The following is a 14,725-nucleotide window of genomic DNA, read 5'->3' on the forward strand; positions in this document are numbered from 1 at the left end:
CTCGGTAAGAGCAAAAATGCGGGCTTCAGCGATCCGCGCTGCGCCGGCGCAGCCGGTCCGCGGCCATGATCACCACGGCAATAAAGACGAACAGCAGGCTCGACACCGCGGCGATCGTCGGCGAAACGCTCAGGATCACTTCGTCCCAGAACTGCTTGGGCAGGGTCGAGTCCAGGCCGCCGGTCACGAACAGCGCGATGGTCAGCTCGTCAAAGGACGTCACGAAGGCAAACAGGAACGACGACAGCAGGCCCGCCCCCAGGATCGGGAACGTGACGTAGCGCATCGTCTGCCACGGGCGCGCGCCGAGACTCTGCGCCGCCTGGTCCAACCGGGTGTCGTAGTTTTTCAGCACGGCCATCATGGTCATCACCACATAGGGAATCGCCACGACGGTATGGCCAAGGATCAAGCCGGCCGCAGAACCAACAAGGTTGAGCTTGGAGAAGAAGTAGAAGATGCCAACCGCCGTGATCATCCGGGGCACGATGATGGGCAGCAGGATGAACGCCAGCAGCGCAGCCTTCCACCGGATGTTCGAGCGCACCAGCAGGAACGCCGTGGGCGTGCCGATCAGCATGGCGAGGAATCCCGTGCCCACGCCGACGATCAGCGAGCGCACCGTGGCTTGCATCCACGTAGGCGACTCCCACACTTCGTTGTACCACTGCAGCGAGAACCCGCGCGGCGGCCAGTCAAGGCCGCTGCCGCCCGTGAACGAGATCGGGATCATCAGCAGCGCCGGCAAGGTCAGGAAAACGAGGATCAGGATCACCACCACCCACAGCAGCTTGCCGCCGCCCTCTTCCACACTTGCCGCCGTACGGGCACGGCGCGGCAGCAAACGCCCCAGCCCGTCCGACAGCGTGGCCAGCACGCCCAGCAACCGGTAGCCGGCGCGCCGCAGCGGGCCACGGGTGCCGGAATTGCGGCCTGCGGGCGCGGTGCCGCTGCCGGCCAGCGTCGACAGGCCAACCAGCTTGTCATAGACCACGAACACGATCAGCGCGGCGAACAGCAAGAGCATCGAGATGGCACCGGCAAAGCCCCAGTTCATGGTTTGCTGGACCTGGTCGATGATGAGCTGCGTGATCATGGTTTCGCGGCGGCCGCCAAGCAGGGCAGGCGTGATGAAGAAACCAAGCGACGTAACAAAAACCATGATGCCCGCCGCCGCCACGCCCGGCATCGACAGCGGAAAGTAAACCAGCCAGAACGCCGTGCCCGGGCGTGCGCCCAGGGTCAGCGCGGCACGCGGCAGGCGCCTGTCGATATTCTCCATCACCGAGATCATCGTCAGGATGGCCAGCGGCATCATGGCGTGCACCATCCCGACCATCACGGCTCCGAAGTTGTAGAGCAGATCAGCGGGCGCGTCCGTCACGCCGGCGGCTTGCAGCAACTGGTTGAGCACGCCGTTGCGGCCCAGCAGCACGATCCAGGAGAACATGCGGACCAGAAAGCTGGTCCAGAACGGCAACAGGATCCAGAACAGCAGCGAGCTCTTCGCCCTTGCGCCCGCGGCCGACGTCAGGTACGCCACCGGATAAGCGCCGACGATCGCCAGCAAGGTGGTCCAGCCTGCTATTTTCAGGGTGATCCACAGCACGTCCAGATAGACGGACGAATGGAACAGGCGTGCATACAACTCGAGGGAAAGGCGGCCGTCCACCGACACGCTCATCCAGATCAGCTGCCCGACCGGGAACACCAGCATGACCAGCAGGAACAGGATGGTGGGCGCGCCGAGCAGGAAATCGCGATGCCACGCTGGCCGGCGCTTGGCCGCCAGCGTCGCGACCGCGCTCATGACTTGAGTGACCATGGCTTACTCCGGGATCGCAACGGCATCTTCGGCCCGCCAGCACACGGTGAGCGTGTCGCCAGGAAGGTGGCGGCCAAGGCCGCCGCGGGTCAACTCAGCCACTACCAGCGGCTGCTCTCCGGGCAGGACCAGGTAGGACTTGGTCACGCCGCCCGTCACGACGATATCCGTCAGCCGCGCCGAGAACGTGTTGAGCTCTTCCGTCGTGTCCGAGACATGGAGATTCTGCGGACGGATCATCACCTTGGTCCGGTCCCCAGGCCGGAAGGCGGCGCCATTGGCCAGCACCTTGCCGCGCGCGGGCAGCCCGTCGAAGCTGACGTCCAGCAGGCTGCCGTTCACCGCATCAACCGTGGCCGGCAGCAAGTTGGACTCGCCAAGGAAATCGGCCACGAAGGCGGTGTGAGGACGGAAGTAAAGATCCGCCGGGCTGCCGAGTTGCTCGATCTTGCCGCCGTTCATCAGGCAGATGCGATCGGACATCGTCATGGCCTCTTCCTGATCGTGCGTCACGTACACGATGGTGGTGCCGAGCTCGCGATGGATGCGCTTGATCTCAAGCTGCATCTGGTCTCGCAATTTAATTTCTTGTCGAGCGCGCCGAGCGGCTCGTCCATCAGGATGATGGAAGGACGGTAGACCATGCGCCCGAGAGCTCTTTGGGCAGGCGATGCGCGACGTGCGGCAGGTGCACGAGATCGAGCACGCGGCTGACCTCCTGCTCCGCCTGCCGTGCCGGCATCTTGCGCATCTTCAGCGGAAAGCCGATGTTCTCGGCGATCGTCATATGCGGAAACAGCGCATAGTTCTGGAACACCATGCCGATGTCCCGCTCATAGGGCGCGCCAAAGGTCACGTCGGCACCGTTGATGCGGATGCTGCCGCCGTCCGGCTGCGACAAGCCCGCAATCAGGCTCAACAGCGTCGTCTTGCCCGAGCCCGAGGGCCCAAGCAACGTCAGGAACTCGCCTTCCGGGACCGAGAGGTCGGTGGGCGCGAGCGCGATGAAATCGCCGTAGCGCTTGGACAGCTGCTTGGTCTGCAGCTTTTGTAGCTTGGTCTGTGTCTGTGTCTGTGTCTGTGTCTGTGTCTGTGTCTCTTGTGGCATCACGCCCACCCTTTCTTGATATTGCCGAGGTCAACGCATGCGCTTTACTTCAGGATCCAGGCATTGAACTTCTCGAGCACCGGCCCTTGGTTCTTGACCCAGTAGCTGGCGTCGATCTTCACGCCACGCTTGATGTTGTCGGGATACGTGGGCAGCGTCACGGCGTGCTTGGCATCGATGTATTTGAAGGCGTCGGAATGCGTGACACCGGCTGCCAGGTATTGCGTGAGCTGCGCCTGGCGCTTGGGGTCAGAGGCAAACTTGATGAATTCGCGGCAGGCCGCCGCGTTGGGCGAACCCTTCAGGATGGTCCAGCTATCGACGCCCCAGAGATGCTGGTCCCAGCAGATCCCGACGGGCGCGCCGGCATCCATGGCGGCCTGCGCGCGGGAGATCCAGGTCGCGACCATGTCCACTTCGCCAGACTTGAGCATCTGCTCGACCTGGGCACCACCGCTCCACCAGACCGCGACGTTGGACTTCACCTTGTCGAGGCTTCGCAGCGCACGGTCCACGTCGCAGGGATAGACCGATGCAATTGCGACACCGTCCGCCATCAGTGCCTCCTCGATCGTGTCGAACGGATGCTTGCGCAGCGCGCGGCGCCCAGGAAAATCCTGCACATTCCACATGTCCTTCCATTGCGTGGGCGCCTTGCGGCCCTTGAACGCCTCGGTACGGTAGGCCAGCACGGTGGTGTACACGTTGGTCCCGACGCCGTACGGCGACATGTACTGCGCAGGGATGCCCGCCACCACGGGATCCGCGCCCAACCCATGTTTCTCGAGATAATCCTTGCCGTCGGTGGTCAGCACCTCGATCGCAGGCTGGCTGATCGATGCCATGTCCCAGCTGTAGTTTTTGGCATCCACCATGGTGCGGATCTGGGCGGTGGGCTCCGCATTGGAGGGCACGCCGACAACCTGGATACCGGTTGCCTTGGTGAACGGCTTGTAGAACACCTCGCCGTAGGCCTTGGTAAAAACGCCGCCGGAATCGCGCACGACGATGCGCTGCGAGGCTGCCTTGGCTGTTGTCCAGATGGCCGGCATGGCGAGTGCGGCTGTGCTGGCGCTCAGCAACTTGAAGGCGTCGCGGCGCGAAGGTTTGCTTGGCTTGTCGGCGTTGCTCATGACGGTACTCCTACTGGGACGGGGGTCGTGAAGAATAGAAACGGCGAAATGGCCTGGGTGGGCGGGGCCGGGGGAATCGGGGAACCAGGGAACCAGGGAACCAGGGAATCAGGGAATCAGGGAATCAGGGAATCAGCTTGCCCGGATTGAACAGGCCGAGCGGATCGAAAGTGCGCTTGATCGCACGCATCATGTCGAGTTCGACTTCGCTCTTGTAGTGACGCATCTCGTCCAGCAGGGTCCGGCCCACGCCGTGCTCCGCGCTGAAGGTGCCATGCAGCCTGGCCGCGACATCGTGCCCGGCGCGGCGCACAGCGGCGGCGGTCTTCGCCGGATCAGGCAGGGCCTGCCAGGTATCGAACTCAAAGAACGGGATGAAGTGGATATTGCCGTCGCCAAGATGGCCCACCACCACGACGCGCGCCTCGAAGTTCTCCTCGATGGCGCGGGTAGCCTCGTCGATGAACGCCGGCACCATCGACACCGGCACAGCGGTATCCAGCGTCAGGCCGATGCCAGCCTTCTTGTTGCCTTCCGAGACGCTATGGCGCAGCTTCCACATCGTTTGGCGCTGTGTCGAGTTGGCCGCGATGGCTGCATCGGAGATCAGCCCCAGTTCCAGACCTTTCTCCAGCGTGGCCTCGAGTGTGTCCTGCAACCGCGCATGGTCGCAGGTATCGCTGAGCTCCACGAGCAGGTGCCACGGGTGCGCCTCCACCAGCGGCGCATGCTGGCCCGGCACGTGCTTCAGGACGATATCGAGTTGGTTGGCGTTCATCAGTTCGAACGCGGAAAGCTGGGCGCCGCATGCGGCCTGGAACATGCCCAGCAGCTTCAGCGCCGCATCCACATCTACCGGCGCGAGCCAGGACATGGCGTGCGCGCTCGGCAGCGGGTGCAGCTTCAGCGTGGCCGCGGTGATGATGCCCAGCGTGCCTTCCGCGCCAATGAACATCTGCTTGAGGTCAAGCCCGGTATTGTCCTTGCGCAGCGTGCGCAGGCCGCGCCAGATGCGCCCGTCCGGCAACACGGCTTCCAGGCCGAGCACGTTCTCGCGTGTATTGCCATAACGAAGAACACTGGTGCCACCCGCATTGGTGGCGATGTTGCCGCCGATCTGGCATGAGCCTTCGGCGCCCAGACTGATCGGGAAGAAGCGGCCGGCCTCGATGGCGGCAGCCTGGATTTCCGCGAGCACGCAACCAGCTTGCACCTCCATCGAGTTGTCCGCCGGATCGATACGCACAATGCGGCGCATGCGCGAAAGGTTGATGATGACGCAATGGCCTTGCTCGTACGGTACCGCGCCGCCGCTCAGGCTGGTATTGCCACCCTGGGGCAGGACCGCCACGCCAGCGGCGACGCAGGCCCGCACCAACTCGCAGACCTGCTCGGTATCGCGCGGCAGCGCAACGCAAAGCGCCTTTCCCGTATAGCGGCCGCGCCAGTCGCTGACATAGCCCGCCAGATCGCCGCTCTCGGTAAGCAGCGCTGTCGTGCCGACGATATTGCGCAAGGTATCCAGCAACAACTTCATCATGAAATTCCCGGTTGGCCATCGACCCGCGCCCGGCGAATCGGTTGTCAGAGAATAGTTGGTTGATATGCGAATCGCAATCTATTCAATTGCAATGCAATTAATTCAGGGTTTTTACCTAAACGGCCGGGAGCGTGCACCAGCCTGCACAAACGCGGGTGCGTTCGTGGTGCACGGATGGCCAGAATGGGGAGTCGGATGGGAGGCTGCGGCGCGTGGGGCGGCCAGCCGCTACCCGATCGCCGCGGCAACCCAACTGGCGCCGGCGCCTGCGGCATTGACCGGATACGCCGGCGTCTACCAGGCAGACAAGAGCGCCAGCTTTACCTTCGCGGCACAGGATGGCAAGAGATCGGGCGTCGTACTGCATGTGAGCGGCATGGCTCGGCTGCGCCGGGTGCCATGAAGCTCGCGTGCCCGCGTGGCAGCCATTACGCGCGTTGCGGCCGCTTCTTTCCGTTGGACCGGCCACCGGTTGCTTTCGCGGCGACTACCGGGCCCGATGCCGCCGGCAACGGCGCGCTCCCGGCTGGCGCAACGGCGACTGTTGCCTGTGGCAAGGCAATTTGCGCGTTGGAGACCGGCACAGGTTCCACCTGCTTCGCATCGATCATCCACTGCTCGATTGCTTTCGCGCGCTGATCGACCGGCGGCACCCCTGCCGCCGGCACGGCCCTCGCTGCCAGCATGGACTTGCCACTAGCCTGCATGGCCTGGGCGTCGATCTCCTGCCTGACGAGTTCCGCGTATGACACAAGCGCGGTTTGCGCATCGCCAAAATCCGCCGGGCCGGTCGCCGCCAGGGCAGCCAGCCTGGGGGCGCCGGCGAACGACGGCGGCGGGGTGTCCGTGCGTGCCTTGGCAAGCGATATGGCGCTTGCAAAATTTCCGGTGACGTTGGCGCCGAATGCCGGCTGCGTGCGGCGGCAAAGATGCGGCAGCTGCCATTTCTCGCAGACATAGCGCAAGATGCTGGTGTGGTCGTAGACCGTGTGGTCAACGCCTCTTGCTACCCAAGGGGAAACCAGGATCGCCGGCACCCGCACGCCGAGCCGGTCGAAGGCATGGATATCCGTGTGATCGTCGGGTGCAATGGTGGGGGGCGGCAGCACATGATCGTAGAACCCGCCATGCTCGTCGTAGGTAACAATCAGCAGCGTGGACTCCCATAGCGCCTGATTCTTGCGGATAGCGTTGTAGACGTCAGCGATCAGCTGCTCCCCGGCCACCACGCCGGCCGGCGAGTGCTGGTCATTCTCCTCGCCCGCGAGGCCGGCGAAGTAGCGCGGCTCGATAAATGCATAGGATGGGAACGCTTGCTCCGGCCCTGCGCAGTCCGCCACGAAGCCATCCATGGATTGAAACCGGCTAGAGAACAACTGCGGCTTCAGGCGGTTAAGCACAATGGATTGCGGAACGCCACCATGGTAGATTTTCCACGGGATCTGCTTGTCATCGAGCCGGTCGTAAATCGTGGGCTGGGAGTATCGGCCAAAGAACATGCGAACCGTGCTCAGCACCCCGTCCGGCATCAGCACGTCACCAAGGCTTGTCCCGCTGTGTGCAAATAGCCGGTTCGGCCAGGTCGGCCCCGGCATGGACGAGAACCAGCGATCGCAGACCAGGAAGTTCTTTGCAAGGGCATGCAGCACGGGCAGCGCGCCATCAGGGAAGTAGCCCATCACCTGATCGCCGTCCGTGGCGGGCGCTTGCTGGTTGGCGTGGCAGTACGCGTCGACGAAATGCCCCATGCCATCCCTGATCTGTTCCTGCACATCGTCGAACTCGTGTGGCACCTTGAAGTCCGGGCGCACGAACGTTGCCGCCACGTCCTGCTGCGAGAACGTCTGCTGGTTCTTCTCGTCAAAATTGATGCCCGGGTGCTGCGGATCGATACCATCGATGCTCGTATCGAACGCTTTCAAGGCGCCAAGCATGTGATCGAACGAACGGTTCTCCAGCATCAGCACGACAACGTGCCGAGCGATTCTTTGCGGCTGCGCTCAGTTGCTCATTGCGCAGGAAGGTCCGTCCTCTCCTGGCTTCCATTTTCAGATCGAAGCGTCGCTGGGCGTAGGCATCCTTCGCAAAAAACTGGCTGTTCTCGCCTTTCACAGGATCGAAGTAGCCGATATAGCCGCCTGGGTTGACGCAGAACGAACGCAACGCCGTACCGCAGAAGTCGTTGCGCGCCCCCACTTCCTCGCCTTCCGTGAAGTAATGCGGCAGCACGAAATTGGACACGGATACGCCATCAATCTCATAGTTCTGGCACTGCACCGCGTCGCACATTTCAAAGAAGTGGTAGACGATGCGGTCTGACGCCTCCGGATTCGGGCCCTGCACCAGCAGGTTGCACTGCGGGTCGCCGATCAGTTCGAGCGCCTCGTGGGATAGCGTGGTCGACCAGTCATCACCGAGCATCTTGCACAGATCGAGGAAGACAAAACCATAGGGAACGCCGCTGGGATTGAGGTCGTGAAAACCAAGGGCATCGTCCGATGCCGCCGAATCCAGCACGTAGATAATGGCGTCGCCGCGCATTTCCTTAAGCTGCTGGAGATCGGCCTTGGGCCCGGCCGGTCCCTCCACCCGCAGTCGTCCCCCAAAGGCCCAGTACGGCTCGAAGTCCTCGGCGATTTGCCGGTTGATCGCACGCACGACGCGATGCATCTCCCGGTCCGCAATGCAGGTCGTCCTGTTAACGACTGAGATCTGGAACATAGTGCGCTCCGGTCCTGTGGTTGAAGCGTTGCGTTGCGCAGGGCGTCGAGTTTGCCCGCGGCACATCGGCGATTGCCGTGTTGTGCGCCGCCGCCTGAAGAGCCGTCGCTCGCATCACCCTGCCCTCGACCCATGTTGTTATAGGCGACGCCAAACCCACGTGCATCAACTATTTGGAGGAGATCCGGGCACCAAGGATTGCAACCGCCAGGGAAGAAGCCGCGCACGAAGAATTCACACTAGCTCTCGTCAGCCCGGTGCCATCTTGCGCCGCGCGAATTGAATTTCTTTAATCTCAGATAGTACGCGAGCAACTCATGCTCCCGGCGTTACGATCTTTGTGTGTGCCAGGCGGCCATGAGCGCGGAAGCCTGGACGAAGCAGGCCTGGCCGTCCGACGCCGGGAAGGGCCGGGGGCTGGAGGTCGAGCGCGCGACCATCGTGCCGGATGCGGATACAATCCGGCAGCGCCGACTTGTCAATCACGACCGACCCCATCCATGCCTAACCCTACCCGGGCCTTCCTTCTTGGCCCGCTGCTGAAAGGCGTTTCACGCTCTTTCTATCTCACCCTGCGGGTGCTGCCCGCCGGGATGCGCGATCCGATCGGCCTGGCGTATCTGCTGGCGCGCGCCGCCGACACCATTGCAGACACATCGCTGATTCCACCGCGACAAAGGCTGGAACTGCTGCTGGCGCTGCGCGATCAGGTCAACGGCGCCACGGACGACGGCACGCTCATGCGGCGCCTGGCGGCAGAGGTCGCCGGGAAACAAGCGCTATCGGACGAGAAGGTCCTGCTTGAATCGCTCGGCCCGGCGCTGACGGTGCTGTCGCAGCTCAACGGGGCCGATCGGACCGCGGTACGCGAGATCGTGTCGACCCTGACCACAGGTATGGAATTTGATCTTCGGACCTTCCCCGATGAAGACTCCGGGCAGATTGGCGTGCTGCGCGAGTGGGAAGAACTGGATCAATACACCTACCTGGTCGCCGGATGCGTGGGGGAGTTCTGGACCAAGATGACCTACGCCCATATGCCCGGGACGCTCAAAGGCGATGCCGAGGCGATGCTGCTGCGAGGTGTGCGTTTTGGCAAGGCGCTGCAAATGACCAATGTGCTGCGGGACTGTGCCAAGGACCTGCGGATCGGGCGTTGCTACCTGCCCGAGGCGATGCTGGATAGGTATGGGCTGACGCCGCAAGACTTGCTGATCCCAGGCAATTCGGCGCGCGCGAAGCCGCTCCTGTTCGCGCTGATCCGCGCGACGCTGGATCATTTTCGTGAGGCGGTGGATTACACGTTTGCTATTCCCGCGTTCTCCATTCGATTGCGTCTGGCGTGTTTGTGGCCGGTGCTTATCGGGCTGGAGACGCTGCTGCTGCTCGTCAACAATGACGATTGGCTGGATCCGGCGAAGGTGCCCAAGATACGGCGCAGCGAGGTGTACCGGATTGTGGGGTACTCGGCGTTGATGGCGCCGTCCAATGGCTTGTTGCGGATCTGGGTTGAGCGGTTGATCGGGCGGATCGAGGCGCGGCTGGAACGTTAATGGCGAACGAGGCCTCCTGCATCCCCGGAGCGGATCCCGAGGAAAATCGCGCGCATTTGCACCCGCCGCGCAACGGGCCATTGACGCGATCGCGCCTGGGCCAGACACCCCGCAACGGGTTGCCCAAGGCAGCAATCACTTGCTGCTGGAGTGGTCGTCGCCCCCAAGCGGATCGACAATGATCATGGTACGGTCCAGCACCCCGCGATCGTCAAAGTAGGCGCTGAAGTGGGCCGGCTGGTAAGCGCCGATATACATCCGGTACGACCATGCTTCACGCTTCATCAGCGGGTAGTACTCGACCGGCTCGCGCGGCAGGCCAAAGCGTTGGGCCACGTCCTGCTTGGTCCAGGTTCCCGGGCGCGCCTCATAAATCTCTTTCTCGGTGAGCATCTGGCGGAAACTGGTGAGGTTCCCGCCGGCGTCGAAATCGGCCGCGTAGACGACGAACCCGAGCGGCTGCTTCGAGTAGATCCAGCGGTTGGTGCCGCCGGCTAGCTGATAGGTCTCCGTGGGCTTGCCAAAGGTATCGCGCACGGCGCTCTCCGGGCCGCCGATCATCTTTTGCGCGGTCTCGACCGGCTGCAGGGATGCGCAGGCACACAACGCGAGCGCGGCGGCGGTAGCACCAATCCATCTGGCTAAGGGATATTGCATGACCATTCTCCATCGTCGGCGCAGGCTGTGTTCTCGGGCCGGAATCCTTCAAGCATAGTGCAAGCGCGCGCACACGCTGCGCGCCCTGCCCACACGGTAAACGCTCCAGGTGGTGGAATTATTCCGCTGGTTTCCACGAGCCCGTTCGACAGCGGCGAAGCTGGCCTTTGCAAACGTAGTCCTCGATACCCTGAGCGCAGGCCTCAGTCTCGCCGGTCGGCGCCACGGCGCAGCCGAGCGCCCTATTCCCCGCGCTCCCCAACCCGCCGCAAGGCCGCCCCCACTTCTCCATAAAACTCCCGCAGCGCCGCCACCTCCAGGTCCGGCGGCAGTAACGCCGGCCAGAGCAGCGCCACGATATCCTTGGCAGTGCGCTCGATATCCACCGGCCGCTGCCTGGCGATCGCGTCCCAAAGAATGTGTTCCATCGGCCCGAAGATTGATGAGCGCAGCAGGCTCAACGGCAAGTCGGACCGGATCTCCCCGCTGTCCCGGGCGCGCGCCAGCATGTCCATCAGCGGCGCGGTGTAGCGCCGTTGCAGCGGCACGAACACTTCGCCCAGCCCCTGGCCTTTGGCGCGGCCTTCGGAGAGCACCAAGAACAGCCGCAGATGCGTGCGCACGAAGAACTCGAGCTGCGCCTTGGTGCTCTGGTCGCGCGGCATGCCTTGCTCCACCGCCGCGATGATCTCGTCGTACCAGTCTTCGATCACCCGCACGCAAAGCTCGCGCTTGCCGTGGAAATAGGTGAACACGGTGGCCTCGGAGATGCCCAGGCGCTGGGCGATCTCGGTGGTGGTGGTGCGCTCGTAGCCCATCTCGGCAAAGACCTCGCGGGCCACGCGCAGGATGTCGCGGATGCGCTGCTCCGCCTTGGCGCTCGCGGGAACGCGGCGCCGCACCATGATGTCGTCCATCGACGTGTTACCTCGCTTGCCGGAAGCCGGCGATTATAGTGCGGCGCAGCAAAAAACACCTGCCCGGGCACGCCTTTGCGAGCCTCTCGCCCCGTCACCGGATTGTAATTGATCTTTACTCAAGTCGTGGTTGCAATTTTTCGAATCTGCGTGTACTTTTCCACTCAACGCCACCGCCCCGTCCCACTGCTTGAGGGGTCAATGGCCAGAATATATGCACATTCCTCGACTTGAGCCTCACTCAACAAAATTGAACAAAGCTCAGGAAACCGGGATGCGGACATTATCGCTACAGCGCTTTGGAGACGAGTATGACGATGCAGGGTGCGGCTGACCCAACGATCTTGCCCATTAACGGGCTCTCGCATGTACGGGGCGGGACCGATATCCCCCTGTCAGAGCTGACGGTGCCGGCGTTGCTCGCCGAAACCGTAGCGCGCTTCCCGGATCGCGAAGCGGTAGTGTTTCGCGAGCAAGGCATCCGCTGGAGCTGGCGGGAGTTTGCACAGGTGGTGGACGCCATGGCCGGGGGCTTGCGCCTGCTGGGCCTGGAGCGTGGGGACCGCATCGGGATCTGGTCGCCGAACCGGGTGGAGTGGCTGGTGACGCAATTCGCCACCGCTCGCCTTGGGCTGGTGCTGGTGAACATCAATCCGGCGTACCGCCTGGCGGAGCTGGAATACGCGCTGAACAAGGTGGGCTGCAAGGCGATCGTGTCGGCGGAGTCGTTCAAGACGTCGCGCTACCTGGAGATGCTGCAGACGCTGGCGCCCGAGCTGCAACAGTGCGAGCCGGGCGCGCTGCAGGCGGCGCGCCTGCCCGCGCTGCGCTGGGTGATCCGCATGGGCGGCGAGCGTACGCCCGGCATGCTGAACTACGATGCGCTGCTTGCGCATGGCACGCACGCCCTCACCGGGGAGCTGGATGCGATCACCGCGCAGCTCGATCGCTACGACCCGATCAATATCCAGTTCACCAGCGGCACCACCGGCGCGCCCAAGGGCGCCACGCTGACGCACCGGAACATCGTCAATAACGGGCGCTTCATCGCCATGGCGATGCGCTTCTCCGAGCAGGACAAGCTGTGTATCCCGGTGCCCTTCTATCACTGCTTCGGGATGGTGCTGGCCGTGCTGGCTTGCGTATCCACTGGCGCTTGCATGGTATTCCCCGGCGAGGCGTTCGAGCCGGCGGCGACCATGGCGGCGGTCAGCGAGGAGCGCTGCACGGCCTTGCACGGCGTGCCCACCATGTTTATCGCCCAACTGGATCATCCGGATTTTTCCAAGTACGACTTCTCCACGCTACGCACCGGGATCATGGCGGGCTCGCCCTGCCCCATCGAGACAATGAAGCGCGTGATCGCCAACATGCATATGGCGGAAGTGACGATCGCCTATGGCATGACCGAGACCAGCCCGGTTTCCTTCCAGAGTTCCACCACCGATCCGCTCGACAAGCGCGTGACCACGGTCGGGCTGATCCAGCCGCACCTCGAGGTGAAGCTGGTCGACGGCACTGGCGAGATCGTGCCCGTTGGTGAAAAGGGCGAGCTGTGCACGCGCGGCTATTCGGTGATGCAGGGTTACTGGGACGATGAGCCTCGCACCCGCGAGGCGATCCGCGATGGCTGGATGCATACGGGCGACCTGGCCACCATCGACGAAGAGGGCTACTGCAATATCGTCGGCCGCGTGAAGGACATGCTGATCCGTGGCGGCGAGAACGTCTACCCGCGCGAGATCGAGGAATTCCTGTTCCGCCATCCGAAGGTGCAGGCGGTGCAGGTGTTTGGCGTGCCTGACCCCAAGTACGGCGAGGAAGTCTGCGCGTGGATCGTGCTCAAGCCCGGCGAGACGGCCACCGAGGACGATATCCGTGCCTTCTGCCGCGACCAGATCGCCCACTACAAGATTCCGCGCTACATCCGCTTTGTCGACGAGATGCCCATGACCATTACCGGCAAGGTGCAGAAGTTCGTGATGCGCGAGCGCATGACGCTGGAACTCGGGCTTGGCGACACGGCCACGTGACCGCCCACTTGAACTCCCCCCTGACATCGGGCCGCCGTCTGCCGCGGCCGCATTCAACCAGATAACGAACACTCAACCATGAACGAACTCCCCGGCCTTAATTTCCACCTCGGCGAAGACATCGACATGCTGCGCGACACCGTGCGCACCTGGGCGCAGGCCGAGCTGGCCCCGCGCGCGGCAGAGATCGACCGCACCGACCAGTTCCCGATGGACGCCTGGAAGAAGATGGGTGACCTCGGCGTGCTCGGCATCACCGTGGCGGAGGAATACGGCGGCGCCAACATGGGCTACCTGGCCCACATGATCGCCATGGAGGAAATCAGCCGCGCCTCGGCATCGGTCGGCTTGTCATACGGCGCGCACTCCAACCTGTGCGTCAACCAGATCCACCGCAACGGCACCGCCGCGCAAAAAGCCAAATACCTGCCCAAGCTGGTCTCCGGCGACTGGATCGGCGCGCTGGCCATGAGCGAGCCCAATGCCGGCTCCGACGTGGTGAGCATGAAGCTGCGCGCGGACCTCAAGGGCGACCACTACGTGCTCAACGGCACCAAGATGTGGATCACCAACGGGCCGGATTGCGATGTACTGGTGGTCTACGCCAAGACCGAGCCGGATCTCGGCGCGCGCGGCATGACCGCCTTCATCGTCGAGAAGGGCATGAAGGGCTTCTCGGTGGCGCAGAAGCTCGACAAGCTCGGCATGCGCGGCTCGCACACGGGCGAGCTGGTGTTCCAGGACGTGGAAGTGCCGGTGGAGAACATCCTCGGCGGCGAGAACCTGGGCGCCAAGGTGCTGATGAGCGGCCTGGACTACGAGCGCGCCGTGCTCTCCGGTGGCCCGGTGGGCATCATGCAGGCGTGCATGGATGTCATCACGCCCTACATCCACGACCGCAAGCAGTTCGGCCAGAGCATCGGCGAGTTCCAGCTGATCCAGGGCAAGGTGGCCGACATGTACACCACCTTGCAGGCAGCACGCAGCTACCTGTACACGGTCGGCAAGAACCTGGATTCGCTCGGCACCGGGCACGTGCGCCAGGTGCGCAAGGACTGCGCCGCGGTGATCCTGTACACCGCCGAGAAGGCCACCTGGATGGCAGGCGAATCCGTGCAGATCCTGGGCGGCAACGGCTATATCAACGAGTATCCGGTGGGCCGCCTGTGGCGTGATGCCAAGCTGTACGAGATCGGCGCGGGCACCTCGGAAATCCGCCGCATGCTGATCGGGCGCGA

At 63.4% G+C, this 14,725-nt stretch carries 11 protein-coding genes and 1 pseudogene; 4 read left to right on the top strand and 8 right to left on the bottom strand.

Annotated features, from left to right (window positions below):
- Nucleotides 1-25 precede the first annotated feature (25 nt).
- The 4 genes and pseudogenes from OR16_RS03450 to OR16_RS03465 form a co-directional block, all read right to left on the bottom strand.
- Nucleotides 26-1,810: an ABC transporter permease subunit gene (locus OR16_RS03450; protein ID WP_006156575.1), complete on the bottom strand. Its 1,785-nt coding sequence runs from the start codon at nt 1,808-1,810 to the stop codon at nt 26-28.
- Between the two features lie 18 nt (nt 1,811-1,828).
- Nucleotides 1,829-2,933: pseudogene (locus OR16_RS03455) on the bottom strand (ABC transporter ATP-binding protein).
- A 44-nt stretch (nt 2,934-2,977) separates the two neighbouring features.
- Entirely contained in the window at nt 2,978-4,066 is a 1,089-nt protein-coding gene (locus OR16_RS03460; protein ID WP_006156576.1) for an ABC transporter substrate-binding protein, read from the bottom strand.
- Between the two features lie 124 nt (nt 4,067-4,190).
- A complete protein-coding gene (locus OR16_RS03465) occupies nt 4,191-5,603 on the bottom strand; it encodes an FAD-binding oxidoreductase (RefSeq protein WP_006156577.1) in 1,413 nt (470 codons plus the stop codon).
- 67 nt (nt 5,604-5,670) lie between these two features.
- Here OR16_RS03465 and OR16_RS43350 point away from each other — a divergent pair, with 67 nt between their 5' ends.
- Complete coding sequence (locus OR16_RS43350; protein WP_141639818.1) at nt 5,671-6,009, top strand: hypothetical protein; 339 nt, start codon at nt 5,671-5,673, stop codon at nt 6,007-6,009.
- 25 nt (nt 6,010-6,034) lie between these two features.
- Here the strand turns inward: OR16_RS43350 and OR16_RS39460 are convergent, their stop codons facing one another.
- Nucleotides 6,035-7,567 (bottom strand): alkaline phosphatase family protein, encoded by a 1,533-nt coding sequence (locus tag OR16_RS39460; protein WP_081488646.1) that lies wholly within the window; start codon nt 7,565-7,567, stop codon nt 6,035-6,037.
- Nucleotides 7,467-8,327, bottom strand: a complete 861-nt coding sequence (locus OR16_RS03475) for a hypothetical protein (RefSeq protein ID WP_043418270.1) — start codon at nt 8,325-8,327, stop codon at nt 7,467-7,469. Before OR16_RS03475 ends, OR16_RS39460 begins: the two co-directional genes overlap by 101 nt.
- A gap of 500 nt (nt 8,328-8,827) precedes the next feature.
- On the opposite strand from OR16_RS03475, the gene OR16_RS03480 reads away from it, so the two are divergent.
- On the top strand, nt 8,828-9,880 hold the full coding sequence (locus tag OR16_RS03480) for a phytoene/squalene synthase family protein (RefSeq protein ID WP_006156580.1): 1,053 nt from the start codon (nt 8,828-8,830) through the stop codon (nt 9,878-9,880).
- 135 nt (nt 9,881-10,015) lie between these two features.
- Here OR16_RS03480 and OR16_RS03485 read toward each other — a convergent pair whose 3' ends face one another.
- Both OR16_RS03485 and OR16_RS03490 read right to left on the bottom strand, forming a co-directional pair.
- Nucleotides 10,016-10,537, bottom strand: a complete 522-nt coding sequence (locus OR16_RS03485; protein WP_006156581.1) for a hypothetical protein — start codon at nt 10,535-10,537, stop codon at nt 10,016-10,018.
- A 242-nt stretch (nt 10,538-10,779) separates the two neighbouring features.
- Nucleotides 10,780-11,454: a TetR/AcrR family transcriptional regulator gene (locus tag OR16_RS03490; RefSeq protein WP_006156582.1), complete on the bottom strand. Its 675-nt coding sequence runs from the start codon at nt 11,452-11,454 to the stop codon at nt 10,780-10,782.
- Between the two features lie 311 nt (nt 11,455-11,765).
- On the opposite strand from OR16_RS03490, the gene OR16_RS03495 reads away from it, so the two are divergent.
- Together OR16_RS03495 and OR16_RS03500 are read left to right on the top strand one after the other, a co-directional pair.
- Nucleotides 11,766-13,487, top strand: coding sequence for an AMP-binding protein (locus OR16_RS03495; protein WP_006156583.1), 1,722 nt, complete (start codon nt 11,766-11,768; stop codon nt 13,485-13,487).
- A gap of 78 nt (nt 13,488-13,565) precedes the next feature.
- On the top strand, nt 13,566-14,725 hold a 1,160-nt coding region (locus tag OR16_RS03500), incomplete at its 3' end, for an isovaleryl-CoA dehydrogenase (protein ID WP_006156584.1).

The organism is Cupriavidus basilensis OR16 (assembly GCF_000243095.1).
GTDB classification, from domain to species: domain Bacteria; phylum Pseudomonadota; class Gammaproteobacteria; order Burkholderiales; family Burkholderiaceae; genus Cupriavidus; species Cupriavidus basilensis_D.

Excerpts from the sequence above, each read along its gene's own strand:
- OR16_RS03450 (WP_006156575.1), bottom strand. The coding sequence starts at position 1,810 with ATGAGCGCGGTCGCGACGCTGGCGGCCAAGCGCCGGCCAGCGTGGCAT.
- OR16_RS03460 (WP_006156576.1), bottom strand. The coding sequence starts at position 4,066 with ATGAGCAACGCCGACAAGCCAAGCAAACCTTCGCGCCGCGACGCCTTC.
- OR16_RS03465 (WP_006156577.1), bottom strand. The coding sequence starts at position 5,603 with ATGAAGTTGTTGCTGGATACCTTGCGCAATATCGTCGGCACGACAGCG.
- OR16_RS43350 (WP_141639818.1), top strand. The coding sequence starts at position 5,671 with ATGCGAATCGCAATCTATTCAATTGCAATGCAATTAATTCAGGGTTTT.
- OR16_RS39460 (WP_081488646.1), bottom strand. The coding sequence starts at position 7,567 with ATGCTGGAGAACCGTTCGTTCGATCACATGCTTGGCGCCTTGAAAGCG.
- OR16_RS03475 (WP_043418270.1), bottom strand. The coding sequence starts at position 8,327 with ATGTTCCAGATCTCAGTCGTTAACAGGACGACCTGCATTGCGGACCGG.
- OR16_RS03480 (WP_006156580.1), top strand. The coding sequence starts at position 8,828 with ATGCCTAACCCTACCCGGGCCTTCCTTCTTGGCCCGCTGCTGAAAGGC.
- OR16_RS03485 (WP_006156581.1), bottom strand. The coding sequence starts at position 10,537 with ATGCAATATCCCTTAGCCAGATGGATTGGTGCTACCGCCGCCGCGCTC.
- OR16_RS03490 (WP_006156582.1), bottom strand. The coding sequence starts at position 11,454 with ATGGACGACATCATGGTGCGGCGCCGCGTTCCCGCGAGCGCCAAGGCG.
- OR16_RS03495 (WP_006156583.1), top strand. The coding sequence starts at position 11,766 with ATGACGATGCAGGGTGCGGCTGACCCAACGATCTTGCCCATTAACGGG.